Source organism: Curtobacterium sp. 8I-2 (genome assembly GCF_902506155.1).
In the GTDB taxonomy this organism is placed as follows: domain Bacteria; phylum Actinomycetota; class Actinomycetes; order Actinomycetales; family Microbacteriaceae; genus Curtobacterium; species Curtobacterium poinsettiae.
This window is the reverse complement of sequence record NZ_LR732827.1, coordinates 2,441,073-2,455,602: the sequence shown is the minus strand read 5'-3', so window position 1 is coordinate 2,455,602 and position 14,530 is coordinate 2,441,073. Positions and strand designations below refer to the sequence as shown.

The 14,530-nt window shown below is 71.0% G+C and carries 15 protein-coding genes and 2 tRNA genes; 1 reads left to right on the top strand and 16 read right to left on the bottom strand.

The window, feature by feature from the left end:
* Positions 1 to 2: 2 nt before the first annotated feature.
* From BOSE127_RS15400 to leuC, 6 genes are all read right to left on the bottom strand, one after another.
* On the bottom strand, positions 3 to 1,085 hold the full coding sequence (locus BOSE127_RS15400; RefSeq protein WP_017887145.1) for a D-alanine--D-alanine ligase family protein: 1,083 nt from the start codon (positions 1,083 to 1,085) through the stop codon (positions 3 to 5).
* 59 nt (positions 1,086 to 1,144) lie between these two features.
* On the bottom strand, positions 1,145 to 2,158 hold the full coding sequence (locus tag BOSE127_RS15395; protein WP_031259730.1) for an NAD(P)H-dependent glycerol-3-phosphate dehydrogenase: 1,014 nt from the start codon (positions 2,156 to 2,158) through the stop codon (positions 1,145 to 1,147).
* Between the two features lie 79 nt (positions 2,159 to 2,237).
* Entirely contained in the window at positions 2,238 to 3,062 is an 825-nt protein-coding gene (locus tag BOSE127_RS15390; RefSeq protein ID WP_017887143.1) for a lysophospholipid acyltransferase family protein, read from the bottom strand.
* A 5-nt stretch (positions 3,063 to 3,067) separates the two neighbouring features.
* Positions 3,068 to 4,435: a UDP-N-acetylglucosamine 1-carboxyvinyltransferase gene (gene murA, locus BOSE127_RS15385; RefSeq protein WP_031259726.1), complete on the bottom strand. Its 1,368-nt coding sequence runs from the start codon at positions 4,433 to 4,435 to the stop codon at positions 3,068 to 3,070.
* A complete protein-coding gene (gene leuD / locus BOSE127_RS15380) occupies positions 4,435 to 5,031 on the bottom strand; it encodes a 3-isopropylmalate dehydratase small subunit (protein ID WP_017887141.1) in 597 nt (198 codons plus the stop codon). The genes murA and leuD overlap by 1 nt, the downstream gene beginning before the upstream one ends.
* The gene (gene leuC, locus BOSE127_RS15375; RefSeq protein WP_056068985.1) at positions 5,031 to 6,488 is read right to left on the bottom strand and encodes a 3-isopropylmalate dehydratase large subunit; all 1,458 of its coding nucleotides are present in this window, start codon (positions 6,486 to 6,488) and stop codon (positions 5,031 to 5,033) included. Before leuC ends, leuD begins: the two co-directional genes overlap by 1 nt.
* Positions 6,489 to 6,690: 202 nt before the next feature.
* Here leuC and BOSE127_RS15370 point away from each other — a divergent pair, with 202 nt between their 5' ends.
* Positions 6,691 to 7,758 carry an FUSC family protein gene (locus BOSE127_RS15370; protein WP_159557899.1) on the top strand — a complete coding sequence of 356 codons (1,068 nt, stop codon included), beginning with the start codon at positions 6,691 to 6,693 and terminating at the stop codon, positions 7,756 to 7,758.
* Between the two features lie 288 nt (positions 7,759 to 8,046).
* Here the strand turns inward: BOSE127_RS15370 and BOSE127_RS15365 are convergent, their stop codons facing one another.
* From BOSE127_RS15365 to BOSE127_RS15320, 10 genes are all read right to left on the bottom strand, one after another.
* Complete coding sequence (locus BOSE127_RS15365) at positions 8,047 to 8,652, bottom strand: histidine phosphatase family protein (RefSeq protein ID WP_017887138.1); 606 nt, start codon at positions 8,650 to 8,652, stop codon at positions 8,047 to 8,049.
* Positions 8,649 to 9,038, bottom strand: coding sequence for a fluoride efflux transporter CrcB (gene crcB, locus BOSE127_RS15360; RefSeq protein WP_056068991.1), 390 nt, complete (start codon positions 9,036 to 9,038; stop codon positions 8,649 to 8,651). Before crcB ends, BOSE127_RS15365 begins: the two co-directional genes overlap by 4 nt.
* A complete protein-coding gene (locus tag BOSE127_RS15355) occupies positions 9,035 to 9,481 on the bottom strand; it encodes a fluoride efflux transporter FluC (RefSeq protein ID WP_159557897.1) in 447 nt (148 codons plus the stop codon). Before BOSE127_RS15355 ends, crcB begins: the two co-directional genes overlap by 4 nt.
* 269 nt (positions 9,482 to 9,750) lie before the next feature.
* Positions 9,751 to 9,826: transfer RNA gene (locus BOSE127_RS15350), tRNA-Glu, on the bottom strand.
* A gap of 33 nt (positions 9,827 to 9,859) precedes the next feature.
* Positions 9,860 to 9,935, bottom strand: a tRNA-Glu gene (locus tag BOSE127_RS15345).
* Positions 9,936 to 10,260: 325 nt separating this feature from the next.
* Entirely contained in the window at positions 10,261 to 10,896 is a 636-nt protein-coding gene (locus BOSE127_RS15340) for an MBL fold metallo-hydrolase (protein WP_159557895.1), read from the bottom strand.
* Positions 10,897 to 11,077: 181 nt separating this feature from the next.
* Positions 11,078 to 12,085 carry a LacI family DNA-binding transcriptional regulator gene (locus BOSE127_RS15335; protein WP_159557893.1) on the bottom strand — a complete coding sequence of 336 codons (1,008 nt, stop codon included), beginning with the start codon at positions 12,083 to 12,085 and terminating at the stop codon, positions 11,078 to 11,080.
* A 21-nt stretch (positions 12,086 to 12,106) separates the two neighbouring features.
* Entirely contained in the window at positions 12,107 to 12,565 is a 459-nt protein-coding gene (locus tag BOSE127_RS15330) for a hypothetical protein (RefSeq protein ID WP_194590451.1), read from the bottom strand.
* Positions 12,566 to 12,570: 5 nt separating this feature from the next.
* Complete coding sequence (locus BOSE127_RS15325; protein ID WP_159557891.1) at positions 12,571 to 13,482, bottom strand: carbohydrate ABC transporter permease; 912 nt, start codon at positions 13,480 to 13,482, stop codon at positions 12,571 to 12,573.
* A complete protein-coding gene (locus tag BOSE127_RS15320) occupies positions 13,479 to 14,504 on the bottom strand; it encodes a carbohydrate ABC transporter permease (protein ID WP_017887131.1) in 1,026 nt (341 codons plus the stop codon). Before BOSE127_RS15320 ends, BOSE127_RS15325 begins: the two co-directional genes overlap by 4 nt.
* Positions 14,505 to 14,530 lie beyond the last annotated feature (26 nt).

The following is a 14,530-nucleotide window of genomic DNA, read 5'->3' as shown; positions in this document are numbered from 1 at the left end:
GGTCAGCGGACGGCGGCGCGACCCAGTTCGATGAGCTCGGTGACCAGCTCGCCGTAGGACACACCCGACGCCGCCCAGCAGCGCGGGTACATCGACAGCGGCGTGAAGCCCGGCATCGTGTTGACCTCGTTCACGACGAAGCCGTCGTCGGTCAGGAAGCAGTCGACACGGGCCAGGCCCGAACCGCCGATGGCCTCGAACGCGCGCGCGCCGATCGAGCGGATCTCGTCGGTCTGCGCCTCGGTCAGCGGGGCCGGGCAGAGCAGCGACTCGTCGCCGCCCAGGTACTTCGAGGCGAAGTCGTAGAAGCCGTCCTCGGCCACCACGATCTCGCCGGGCAGGCTCGTCCGCGGCGCACCGTCGCGCCCCTCGAGCACGGCCACCTCGACCTCGCGGCCGATCACCCGCGGCTCGATGATGACCTTGGAGTCGTGCTCGAACGCCAGGTCCATGGCGGCACCCAGCTGCGAGGGGTCGTCGACGCGTGAGACGCCCATGCTCGATCCCGCTCGGGCCGGCTTGACGAACAGCGGCCAGCCGTGTGCGGCGACCGTTTCGGCGACGTCGACCGGGTCGGCCGCCCACTGCCGGCGGAGCACTGTTGTCCACGGGGCGACCCGCAGCCCGGCGTGCTCGAGCACGGCCTTGGCGACGTGCTTGTCCATGGCCAGGGCGCTCGCGAGCACGCCGTCGCCGACGTAGGGCAGCCCGGCGATCTCGAGCAGGCCCTGGATCGTGCCGTCCTCTCCGAAGGGGCCGTGCAGGATCGGGAACACCACGTCGACCGGGATCGCGGTGACGGTGCCGTCGGGGTGCGACACGACGAGTTCGTTCGTGGCCGGGGACGTCGGGAACGCGATCCGCGTGCCGTTGTCGGGCACGGTCGGCAGCGCGCCGTCGCGGATCGTCCACTGCGCCGGGTCGTCGGACTGCAGCGTGAAGGCACCGTCCTGGGTGATCCCGATCGGCACCAGGTCGTACTCGGACCGGTCGACGACGTCCATGATGCCGCCGGCGGTCACGCAGCTGATCTCGTGCTCGCTCGATCGACCGCCGAAGAGCACGGCGACGGTGGTCCTGGGCATGGGGGTTCCCTCGGGGATCGTGGGCACGGGAGTCCCTTCGTGACTCGGTGCGGGACCGGTCACTCGCCCTGCGGCTCGTCGGTCTCGGTGAGGTGCGGCGCGATGTTGCGCGGATCGAGCCTACCGGCGAGGACCTCGCCGACCTGGCTGACGATGGGCATGTCGACACCGTTCGCCGCGGCCAGCTCGAGGATCGGGGCGACCGAGGCCAGCCCCTCCGCCGTCTGGTTCATCTGGCGGACGACCTCGTCGAACCGGTAGCCCTGACCGAGCAGCCGCCCGGCGGTGTTGTTCCGCGACAGCGGCGACTGGCACGTGGCGATGAGGTCGCCGAGGCCCGCGAGCCCGGACAGCGTGGACGACTGCGCACCGAGCGACACCGCGAAGTCGGTCATCTCGGCCAGGCCGCGGGTGATGATCGAGGCCTTGGTGTTCTCGCCGTAGCCGACCCCGTCGACGATGCCGATCGCGACGGCGATGAGGTTCTTCAGCACGCCGCCGAACTCGGTGCCGATGACGTCGGTGTTGATGAACGACCGGAAGTACGGGTTCGTCGCGACGGCGGCGACGTCGGTGGCGGTCTCCAGCGAGGACGACGACACCACGGCGGCGGTCGGCTGCCGGCGGGCGATCTCGAGCGCCAGGTTCGGGCCGCTGGCCACGGCGATGCGGTCCTGGTCGATGCCGAGGCCCTGCAGCAGGACCTCGCTCATCCGCAGCCCCGTGCTCTTCTCGACGCCCTTCATCAGGCTGACGACCGGCACGTCGGCGGGCAGCAGCTCGCGGATCGCGGCGAGGTTGGAGCGCAGGGTCTGCGAGGGCACCGAGACGTACACCTGCGAGGCACCGTCGAGCACGCGCTCGAGGGACGTCGAGGCGGTCAGCGTGCGCGGCAGGTTGATGCCGGGCAGGTAGTCCGAGTTGCGCTTGGTCTCGGTGATCTCGCGGGCGACCTCGGGGCGCCGGGCCCACACCACGGTGGACGCACCGCCCTCGGCCAGCACCTTCGCGAACGTGGTGCCCCAGCTGCCGGCACCGATGACGGCCACCCGGGGCTTGTCGGTCGACTGCATGACCACCCGGATCGCAGCGGTGTCGAAGGCCCCGGGAGCCGCCGCAGCGGGGTCGGGTCGGTCGTCGTGGGGGCGGAGGTCACTCAAACCGGCCGGTCTCCTTCTGGTTGTTCGCCGCCGGGTCCCAGCGGGTCGCGGGTGCCCGTTCACCACGGAGCACCTCGAGCAGCGCGGTGATCTCGCGCATGACGAGTTCGGTGGCCTCGCCGAGCATCTGCTGGTCGATCGGCCGACCGCGGTACGCCGACAGGTCGACCGGGTCGCCGATGATCACGTCGACGCGCGACGGCGGGAACAGCCGGAGCTTCTTGCCGTACCGCGCCATGATGTTCTGCGTGCCCCAGTGGGCCATCGGGATGATCGGGACGTCGTTCTCGAGCGCGATCCGGACCGCGCCCGTCTTGCCGCGCATCGGCCACAGGTCCGGGTCGCGCGTGAGCGTGCCCTCGGGGTAGACGATGATCGCCCCGCCCTGCTCGACGAGCGACCGGCCGCCGCCGAGCGGGTCGCTCAGACGCGTCCGGCCGGAGCGTTCGACCGGGATCTGCCCCATGCCGGACATGAGCTTGCCGACCACGGGGACCGTGAACAGCGACGCCTTCGCCAGGAACCGCGGCGCCCGCTTCGAGATGTACACGGCGGTGCCCACGACCAGCGGGTCGATGTTCGTGAAGTGGTTCGGCGCGAGCACGAACGCGCCCTCCGCCGGCAGGCGGTTCGGGCCGTGCCAGTGGTAGCGCGCCGAGAACCGGAACGTCGGGATGACGATGGAGGCGACGATGCGGAACGCGGTGTTCAGCTCGCCGCGGCGCCATCGGCGCCCACGCACGGGGATGCCGGTCGCGACCTGCGCGTCGGAGCCGCCACGGGCCTCCAGACCGTCACCCTTTCCTTCAGCCCGCACGGTGCCTACCCAGCGAAGTCGAAGTCGGCGCCGAGCTTGCGCAGCTTCGGGATGAAGTGCTCGTAGCCGCGGCTGATGATGCCGACGTTGGTGATGTGCGACTCACCCTCGGCGGTCAGCGCCGCGATGAGGTGGCTGAAGCCACCGCGCAGGTCGGGGACGCGGACGTTCGCGGCGTGCAGCTTCGTGGGCCCGGTGACGACGGCGGCCTGCTCGAACGGGCGGCGGGCGACACGGCGGTCGTGGCCGGGGAGCCCCTCCTTGTGCACGACGATGTCGGCACCCATCTCGTTCAGGGCGTCGGTGAAGCCGAAGCGGTTCTCGTAGACGGTCTCGTGCACGATGCTCTGGCCGTCGGCCTGCGTCAGCGCGACGACGAGCGGCTGCTGCCAGTCCGTCATGAAGCCGGGGTGCACGTCGGTCTCGATGACCACGGGCTTCAGGGTGTCCAGCTCGCGGTAGAACCGGATCCCGTCCTCCTGGATGTCGAACCCGCCGCCGACCTTGCGGAAGACGTTGAGGAACGTCATGAGCTCCTGCTGGTTCGCACCCTCGACGAAGATGTCGCCGTTGGTGGCGAGCGCTGCGGAGGCCCAGCTCGCGGCCTCGTTGCGGTCGTTGATCGCACGGTGCGTGTAGCCGCGGAGCGACTCGACACCCTCGATGAAGATGACGCGGTTCGGCTCGACCGAGACGATGGCGCCCATCTTCTGCAGGATCGCGATGAGGTCCATGATCTCGGGCTCGATCGCGGCGTTCCGCAGCTCCGTGACGCCCTTGGCGAGGGTCGCCGAGAGCAGGACCTGCTCGGTGGCGCCGACGCTCGGGTACGGCAGCTCGATGGAGGCGCCGGTCAGGCCGTCCGGGGCCGTCAGGTGGATGCCGTTGACCTGCTTGTCGACGACCGCGCCCATGGCGCGGAGCGCGTCGAGGTGGAAGTCGATCGGGCGGTCGCCGATGCGGCAGCCGCCGAGGTCGGGGATGAACGCCTCGCCGAGCTTGTGCAGCAGCGGGCCGCAGAACAGGATCGGGATGCGGCTCGAGCCGGCGTGGGCGTCGATCTCGGCGAAGTGCGCCGACTCGACGCGCGACGGGTCGAGGATGAGCTCGCCTCGTGCCGGATCGGTGATGCGCACGCCGTGCACCTCGAGCAGCCCGCGGACCACCTTGACGTCGGAGATGTCCGGCACGTCACGGAGGATCGACGGGGTGTCACCGAGCAGCGACGCCACCATGGCCTTGGTCGCGAGGTTCTTCGCCCCACGGACCTCGATGCGCCCCACGAGGGGCTTGCCCCCGCGGATGACGATCTCGTCCGACGTGAGGCCCACGCGCGCCCCTGCGGCCGCTGCGTCCTGTACGAGAGAGTTCACTACTTCACCGGCAATGTCTTCGGCCGCCAACTGGAGCGGCGGGATTCGAACTCCGTGATCGAGGTCTCGTCACGGAGGGTGAGCCCGATGTCGTCGAGCCCTTCCATCAACCGCCAACGAGTGTAAGCGTCGATCTCGAAGGGGACGTCCACATCCCCCAGCGACACGCGCTGCGTCACGAGGTCGACCGTCGCCTCGACGCCCGGGTTCGCCTCGATGACGGCCCACAGCCGCTCGACTTCCGGTTCGGTCACGATCGCGGTGACCAGGCCCTGCTTGCCGGCGTTGCCCCGGAAGATGTCCGCGAACCGGGGCGAGATCACGACCGAGAAGCCGAAGTCACGGAGCGCCCAGACGGCGTGCTCGCGGGACGACCCCGTGCCGAAGTCGGGGCCGGCGATCAGGACGCGGGCGCCCTGGTAGCGCTCCTGGTTCAGGACGAAGTCGGGGTCCTGGCGCCACCCGGAGAACAGGGCGTCCTCGAAGCCGGTCTTCGTGACGCGCTTCAGGTAGACCGCGGGGATGATCTGGTCGGTGTCGACGTTGGACCGCTTGAGCGGGGCCGCGATGCCGGTGACGGTGGTGATCTTGTCCATCAGAAGGTCCCCTCGGTGGCGGTGGCGGACGTCGCCGCCGCGATCTCGTCGTCGGTCTCCAGGTCCCACGGGCTGGACAGCGTGCCGCGCACCGCGGTGGCCGCGGCGACGAGCGGCGACACCAGGTGCGTACGGCCGCCCTTGCCCTGGCGCCCCTCGAAGTTGCGGTTCGAGGTGCTCGCGCAGCGCTCCCCCGGTGCCAGCTGGTCCGGGTTCATGCCGAGGCACATCGAGCAGCCGGCGAACCGCCACTCGGCGCCGAACTCGGTGAACACCTTGTCGAGCCCCTCGGCCTCGGCCTCGAGCCGGACGCGGGCGGAGCCGGGCACGACCATCACCCGGACGCCGTCGGCCTTGGTGCGGCCCTTGATGATCGACGCGAAGGCCCGCAGGTCCTCGATGCGCGAGTTCGTGCAGGACCCCATGAACACCGCGTCGACGGCGATGTCCTTCATCGGGGTGCCGGCGGTGATGTCCATGTACTCCAGGGCTCGGCGTGCTGCGGCCTGGTCGTTGGGGTCGCTGTAGCTCGACGGGTCCGGCACGTTCTCGGACAGCGAGACGCCCTGGCCGGGGTTCGTGCCCCAGGTGACGAAGGGCTCGAGGTCGTCGGCGTCGATGAACACCTCGGCGTCGAACACGGCGTCGTCGTCCGTGGCGAGGGTCTCCCAGTAGGCGACGGCGTCGTCCCAGTCCGCACCGGTCGGGGCGTGGTCGCGGCCCTGCACGTAGTCGTAGGTCGTCTGGTCGGGGGCGACCATGCCGGCGCGGGCACCGGCCTCGATCGACATGTTGCAGATCGTCATGCGCCCCTCCATCGAGAGCGCGCGGATCGCGGAGCCGCGGTACTCGAGCACGTAGCCCTGGCCGCCGCCGGTGCCGATCTTCGCGATGACGGCCAGGATGATGTCCTTCGCCGTCACCCCGGGGCGCAGCGTGCCCTCGACCGTGATCGCCATCGTCTTGAACGGCTTGAGCGGCAGGGTCTGCGTGGCGAGGACGTGCTCGACCTCGGACGTGCCGATGCCGAAGGCCATCGCGCCGAAGGCCCCGTGGGTGCTGGTGTGCGAGTCGCCGCAGACCACGGTGATGCCGGGCATGGTGAGGCCGAGCTGCGGGCCGACCACGTGGACGATGCCCTGCTCCTTGTCACCCAGGGAGTGCAGGCGGACGCCGAACTCCTCGCAGTTGCGACGGAGGGTCTCGATCTGGATCCGGCTCGTCGGGTCCGCGATGGGGCGGTCGATGGCGAGCGTCGGGGTGTTGTGGTCCTCGGTCGCGATCGTCAGGTCGAGGCGACGGACCGGCCGACCGGCCTGCCGCAGGCCGTCGAACGCCTGCGGACTCGTCACCTCGTGCACGAGGTGGAGGTCGATGTAGAGGAGGTCGGGGTTGCCGTCCTCACCCTTGACCACGACGTGGTCGTCCCACACCTTCTCGGCGAGCGTCTTTCCCATGAGCCCGGCCCTCCTCGTCCTCGTCGTTGCGCCGCGACCGCGGCACGATCAGGCGACTCTACCATTGGTATACCAACGCGCGGCACCCCGCCCGTCGCGGGTCCGTCACCCCGCCGTCGCACGCCCGTCACCCCGTGACGGCGCGGCCTGGAGGCCCGGGGCGACTCCCCGACACCTGTCGCGGTGGGAAGATGGGGACGACATGACGACACCTGCGCACTCGACCCGGACCATCAACCTCGAGGGCGCGGCCCGCGCCGCGATCGCCGGTGGCGCACCGCTCGCGCTGCTCATCGCCCTCGGGATGCCGGGGTACGCCGCCTTCGCCATGTTCGCCGGGTTCACCGCCATCTTCGGTGCGACCGAGCCCTACCGGCAGCGTGCCGTCACCACCGGGGTCGCCGGGGCGCTGCAGACGCTCTGCATGTTCGCCGGCATCGGGGTCGGGCTCGTCGGGTCGCCGCTCTGGCTGCAGGCCGTGGGTCTCGTCGTCGCCCTGGTGGTCGCGGTCTGCACCCTCTCCGTGCTCCGGGCGATCCCCGCTCAGCCGATCTTCCCGGTGTTCGCGTTCGTCGTGTCCGCACTCGTCCCGATGCGTCCGGCGGACGTCCCGCTCGTCGCGACGATCATCGTGTGCTCGGTGGTCTGGGCGTGGCTCGTCGCGATGTCCGGTTCGGTGCTCCGCCGGGTGTTCCACCCGCACGCCCCGCACCGGTTCCGCCCGCTGGCCGACCGCAAGCACCGGTCGCTCGCGGTCCTGCGCACGCCGGCGCTGTGGGAGACCGTCGGGCTCAACGTCGTCGGGTCCCTCGTCGCCGGTGCGGTCGCGGAGTCGATCCCCGGACTCGGCCACCCGTACTGGGCCGTCATCGCGGTGGTGTCGACGCTGCCGGCGATCCGGCAGCGGCACACCGTCGTCCGCGCCGGGCAGCGTGTGGTCGGCACGATCGGGGGCACCGTGGTCGCGGTCGGCGTCCTGCTGCTCGAACCGGCGGCGTGGTGGATCGTCGTGCTGGCCGTCGTCGGGCAGTTCTTCGCCGAGATCTTCGTCGCCCGGAACTACGCCGTGTGCCTGCTGTTCCTCACCCCGCTTGCGTTGGCGGTCTCGTGGCTGAGCCTGCCCGAGGCGCCCCAGCTGCTCGCGCTCGACCGGATCGCGCAGACCGTGCTCGGTGCCGTGGTCAGCGTGGGGCTGCTGCTCGTCGGGCGCGCGATCGAGCGCCGGCGCGGCCGTGCCCTCGGTGCGACCAGCGCCATCCGGACCGTCTGACGCACCCGGTCGTTCCGGGCGTTCCTGGTCATTCCTTCCGACCAGGGATGCCCGATTCCGCCTGCCATCGCGCGTGACAGGGGAAGGAACGGGCGCGGACGACGGACGGGAGGCCCGTGGCGGGGCCGCCACGGGCCTCCCGTCCGTCCGTGGTCACGACCAGCGCGCTCTGCGAAAGCGACAGATCGCTGCGGAACAACCGCTGAAGTCTGTCGCCCTCGCGGACGGGACCGCACCGGGTGCCGCGGGTCTGTCGCTTTCGCGAGCACCGGACGCCCCACCAGCGCGTCAGTCGCGCGGCTGGATGTTCCAGGCGTCGATGACGGGGCGGCCGTGCTCGTAGCCCAGGACGCTGACCGAAGCGGTGCCGAGCTTCAGCACGGCACCGTCCTGCGGTGCGAGCCGGATCCACGCGGCGCCGAGCGCCCGCAGCACGTGGCCGTGCGCGATGAACACGGCGTCGTGGCCCTCGGCGAGCACCGGACGGGCACGGTTCAGGATGCGCTCGACGCGGACCCGGACCTCGGCGGCGTTCTCACCGGGGGTGTCGCCGGCGGGGACGCCGTCGGTCCACAGGTCCCACGGTCCGTGGCGCAGCACCTTGATCTGCGGGGTGGTGAGGCCCTCGTACGCGCCGTAGTCCCACTCGTACAGGTCCTCGTCGAGCTCCGGCTCGACGCCGATCAGGTGTGCGGTGTCGCGGGCGCGCTGCAGCGGGCTCGACAGCGCCAGCGCGAACGACCGGTCCCCGAGGTACCGGCCTGCGCGCTTCGCCTGCTCGACGCCGTTGTCGGTGAGCGGGATGTCGGTGCGGCCGGTGTGTTGCCCGCTCTTCGACCACTCCGTCTCTCCGTGACGGACGAGGACGAGTTCGCCGGGGCGTTCCGAGGTCATGAGTTCCTTCCGATCCAGAGGCCGAGCGCAGCTGCGCCGACCGAGACGACGAGCATCCCGAGGCCGTTCAGGACGGCGAGCCGGGTCTTGCCGGATCGGAGGAGCTGTACGGTCTCGACGCTCGCCGTCGAGAACGTCGTGTACCCACCCATCATGCCCGTCCCGAGCACCGCGACCGTCGAGGCGGGGATGGTGCCGGCCTGTCCGAGGCCCGTCAGCACGCCGAGCAGGAGCGACCCGGACACGTTGATGAGCAGCGTGCCGACCGGGAACCCGACGAACCGCGAACGGGCCACGCGGCCCTTGACGAGCCCGTCGAGCACGAAGCGCAGCGCGGCGCCTGCTCCCCCGCCGACCGCGACGAGGAGCAGTTCGACGGGGCTCATCGGGCGTCCTGCAGCGGTTCCGGGCGGGTGCGGGGCCGGGTGGCCGCGGCGACCCAGAGACCGAGGACGACCGCGGCGAGTCCGAGCACGACCGACAGCAGGGCGTACCCGCTGCCGGCCGTCCACCGGCCGAGGTCGAGCAGCTGCGCGGTGTCGTCCGCGAGCGTGCTGTAGGTCGTGAAGCCGCCCAGGACGCCGGTGCCGACGAACAGCCGGGCCGCGCGACGACGACCGACGTCGGCGCCGCGGCGTGCGAGCGCGTCGAGCAGGAACCCGAGGCAGAACGCCCCGACGACGTTGATCGCCAGGATGGTCCAGCTGATGCCGTCGTGTGCGGGGAACGCCGCAGCGAGCAGTGCGCGGACGGTGGTCCCGATCGCGCCGCCGAAGGCGACCAGGGTGATGAAGCCCCATCGCAGGTGTGGTGGGCGCTCATCGGTCATCGGTACTCCTATCGCCGAGCACGCCGGATCGTCTCCGCGTGCGGTGTTCGGGATAGGGACCGTTGGCGGCTGGTGCGCGGTTGGGTCCGGCAGGCCCCACTGCCGGGTCTGGCGACGTCGACAGCGTACCGCCCCACCCGCGGCGCCCGCGATCGCCCGCACCTGGACGGTCTGTGGATGCGCACATGTGCCGAGCCGGGTCGACACCGCCTGTCGGAGGGGACGACGAAACCCCCGCAGAGCAGGAGCTCGGCGGGGGTTTCGTGTGCTGGTGACCCCAGCGGGATTCGAACCCGCGTTACCGCCGTGAGAGGGCAGCGTACTAGGCCGCTATACGATGGGGCCGCGGCTGTTGTCGGACTCGGAGCATGTCACCTGTGGTGACCCCAGCGGGATTCGAACCCGCGTTACCGCCGTGAGAGGGCAGCGTACTAGGCCGCTATACGATGGGGCCGTTCCGACAACTCGACAAGTATTGCACAAGCCCTGCATCCGTACCAAAACGGGGCGTGTCGCCCGGGTGCGCCGTCGTGCTGCGCCCGGCATACGGCGCTCGCTGCGCGTGCAGATTCCGACGGAACACCGGTCGAACGACGCGCGTTCTGTCGCAACCTGCACACGCATCCGTTGCGTGCGCATCGAGCGACGAAACACCCGTCGAACGACGCGCAGTCTGTCGCAACATGCGCACGCATCGGTCGCGCGGCCGTGGACGCGCCCGCCCCTCGGAAGGGAGGCGCGGGGCGGGCCCGCCACGGGCCTCCCGTCCGCCCGCGCGGTCAGATCGTGAGCGACTCCCCCGGCCGCAGCACGACGAGCGACCCCGCGGGTTCGACGGCCTCGCGCAGCCGCCCCGTGTGCATGTCGTAGCCGATGTCGGAGAGCGTGGCCTCGTGGATCGGGTACGCGCGGGACGGCGCGATCGCGGCGACGGCGTCCATCATCTCGCCGACCTTGAGCCACGGTGCCCCGACGGGCGCTGCGAGGACCTCGACGGGGACGCCCGGGTCCGTGTACGAGTCCCCCGGGTGGAACAGCCGGCCGTTCACGAGCACGCCGGTGTTGTCGACGATCGGCACCGAGGAGTGGATGAGCTGGTGTCGGGTGCCGTGGAAGGAGAGCTCGAACGGGCCGACGGTGCGGTGGTCGCCGTCGGTCACGACCTCGACCGCGATGCCGGAGTCGGCGAGCGCCGCGCGGACGCCTTCGGGGCCGAACACCACGGTATCGGGGTCGGCGGCGAGGATCCGGTGCAGCTGTTCGGGCGTGACGTGGTCCGGGTGCTCGTGGGTCACGACGACGGCGACGACACCCGTGACGTCGACCGGGCGGGTGAAGTTGCCCGGGTCGAGCACCAGGCGGGTGTTGCCCTCGGTGATGATCTGGCAGGCGTGTTCGAGTTTCGTGACCTCCATGCGGGCGAGGCTACGCCGAGCCGAGCCGAGCCGAGCGAGGGAGGGCCGCTGGGGCTGCGTCGGCTCGGAACGACATCGCCGTTGTCGTACGACATCGGGAACGTCGTTCCGAGTCGATCACGCCCACGCCCACGCCCACGCCCACGCCGCCCACGCCCACGCCACCCACGCGCCGCCGACCTCACCCCGGCGGCGGCCCCGTCGACGCTCGGGCGACCAGGTGCGCCGGTGCCGCCGCGATCGGGCCGGCCACACCGCCGTCGACCTCGGCGAGCACCGCCCGCGCCGCGGTCCGCCCCTGGGCGACCGGGTCCTGCGCGACGGTGGTGAGTCCGACGGCGGCACCGAACTCGTGGCCGTCGATCCCCATCACGGACACGGCTTCGGGTACTGCGAGGCCGGCTCGGTGGGCGGCCAGCAGGACGCCGAGGGCCATCTCGTCCGAGGCGCAGAGCACCGCCGTCGGTCGCGCGGTCGCCGGCTCGGCGAACAGCACGGCCCCGGCGGCGGTCCCACCGGCGAACGAGAACCGGCCGTCCAGGGACCACCGTTCCGGCACCGCGGACCCCGCCGACCGCATCGCGTCGAGGAACCCGTCCCGACGCAGGTGCGGCACGGCGACGTTCAGGCCGGCCTCGTCCTGGCCGCCCACGTAGGCGATCCGCCGGTGCCCGAGTCCGTGCAGGTGCTCGACGGCGATCCGGGTGACCTCGCGGTCGTCGACGCCCACGTTCCGCAGGCCCGGTGCGGGGCCGCCGATGACGACCATCGGGTGTCGGCTGAGTTCGAGTTCGGCCCGTTCGGTGGCGTCGAGCACCAGGGAGAGCAGCACGAGGCCGTCGACGCGGTGCCGCAGCATCGAGCGCCGGAACGCCCGGTCACGGTCGCCGCCCGGGCCGCCGAGGTTGTAGAGGACCAGGTCGTACCCGGCCTGGCGGAGCTCCGCGTCGACACCGCCGAGCGCCTTCACGGAGAACCAGCGGTCGATGACGGGCACGACCACCCCGACGGCGCGCTGACGCCCGGTGGCGAGGCCGGCCGCCGCCGAACTCGGGACGTACCCGAGCTCGTCGGCGACTCGCTGCACCTGCTCGATCGTGGTGTCGGCCACGTTCGACATGCCGCGGAGTGCCCGCGACACCGTCGACTTCGACAGCCCCGTGACGGTCGCGATCTCCTGGATCCCCATCGGTGCGACCCGGGAGGCCCGTCAGCCGTCCGTCCCGTGCGTCACGTCCGCCGGTCGGTCGGCCGCAGTGCCGGGGGTGGCGTGCGCGACGGCCGCTGCGGCCCGGCGGGCGCCGTGCGGCGCTCGACGACCGGCTGGTGCGAGCTCGTCCCACCCGCTGTGCCGGTGCACCCGCCCGTCCGCGGAGGGTCGTGGCCGGCGCCGGTGGTCGTCGCCGCGCGCGGTGCGGAACCCAGCGATGGCGGGAGTGGCACCGACACCGTCGACCTCGGCGTGCCGGCGGAGCACCCGCACCCGCCAGCGGTCGAGGGCGACGACACCGAGCACGCACACCAGCAGGGTGAGCGCCCAGCCGAGTGCCGGTCGCCCGGTGAGCTCGCAGAACACCGTGACGCCGAGGAACAGCATGCCGAACATGCCGACGAAGCCGATCGATTCCTCGATGTGGGCGGTGGGACGGGTGGGTCCGCGCTGGGCCATGGCCGTCAGCCCTTCACGCCGCCGGCGGTGAGCCCCGCCACGATGCGCCGCTGGAAGATCAACACGAGGACCACGAGCGGTATCGTGACGATCGTGCCGGCGGCCATCACCGCCGTGTAGGGCTCCTGGTGCGGCTGCGACCCGGCGAACGAGGCGATCGCCACGGTCACCGGCTGTGTCGCGTCGCTCGAGAGCTGCGACGAGATGAGGTACTCGTTCCAGCTCGAGATGAACGCCAGGATCGCCGTGGTGAACACCGCGGGCGCCGCGAGCGGCAGGATGATCCGCCGGAACGCCTGCACCCGGGTGCACCCGTCGATGCGGGCGGCCTCTTCGAGGTCCCACGGCATCTCGCGGAAGAACGACGCGAGCGTGTACACGGTCAGGGGCAGCACGAACGAGATGCTCGGCAGGATGAGTGCCTGGTACGACCCCATCCAGCCGATGTCGGTGAACAGCTGGAACAGCGGCGAGATGAGGGCGACACCGGGGAACATCGACGCGGCCAGGATCGCACCGGCGATGAACGACTTGCCGCGGAACTCGAGCCGGGCCAGCGCGTACGCCGCCGTGGTGCCGACGAGCAGGGCGATGACGGTCACGGCGACGCCGATGAACACGCTGTTCAGGAGGGCTCGGCCGAGGTGGTTGCCCAGTGCCGTCGAGAACGCGGTCGCGTAGTTGTCGAGGGTCACGTGGGTGAACCACGGGGTGGCGTCGAACGTGTACCCGACCTCGCGGAAGCTCGTGACCACCATCCAGTAGAACGGCAGGAGGCACCAGACGGCGATGACGACGGCCTGCACGGCGGTCCGGAGCTTCGGGCCCGTCCGGCGTCGGACCCGCACGTCGGGACGGTCCGTCGCCCGGTCGCGGGTCGCGGCGGTGCGCCGGGGACGATCTGCTGCGAGGGTCACTTGAGTTCACCCTTCTGCTGGGCTGCCTGCGTCTGCACGACGTTCGCGCCGAGGAACCGGACGAAGACGAACGCGACGATGAAGACGATGAGGAACGTGATGGTGGACAGGGCGGATGCGGCGTTGAACCCCTGCCGGATCTGGTCGACGACCAGCACGGACAGCGACACGGTCGCGTTCCCGGAACCACCACCACCGCCGGTCATGATCGCGATGAGGTCGTAGATGCGCAGGGCATCGAGGACGCGGAACAGGATGGCGACCATCAGGGCCGGCCGGACGAGCGGCAGCGTGATGAGGAAGAAGCGTTGGAGCGTCGAAGCGCCGTCCATCTTCCCCGCCTCGTAGACGTCCTCGGGGATGAGCTGCAGGCCCGCGAGGATCAGCAGCGCCATGAACGGCGTCGTCTTCCAGGTGTCGGCGATGACGATCGCGAACCGAGACGCCCACTCGTCGGAGAACCAGAGGACCTGGTGCCCGATCACGTGGTTGAGCACGCCGTTCGCGTCGAAGATGAAGTACCAGAGCTTCGCGGTGACGGCGGTCGGGATCGCCCACGGCACCAGGATGGCGGCGCGGACGAGGGCGCGGCCCCTGAAGTTGCGGTTCATGATGATCGCCATCCACAGACCGATGACGGTCTCGAGGACCACGGTCACGATCGTGAAGAAGAACGTGTTCCCGAAGGCGACCCAGAACTGGGAGCCGAGGTTGCCTGGTGGGCACGCGACGTCCCCGCACCGCTGGCCGAGCCAGTGCACGTAGTTCGTGACTCCGGCGAAGCCGCCCTCGACGAACAGACCGGTCGCCTTGTCGAGGCCCTGGTCGAGCTGGAACGACTGGATGACCGCGCTGACCACGGGGTACCCGATGACGACCGCCAGGAGCACGATCGTCGGGCCGATGAGGTACACGGCCCACCGGCCGTGCTCGGCGTTGAGCCCGCCCTTGCGCCGCTGGGGCTTCGGTTCCGTGCCCGTCGGGTTCGGGACGGCTGCGGGGATCTCGGTTGCTGCTGACACGTGTCGGCCTCCTTGCCGGGGGTGTC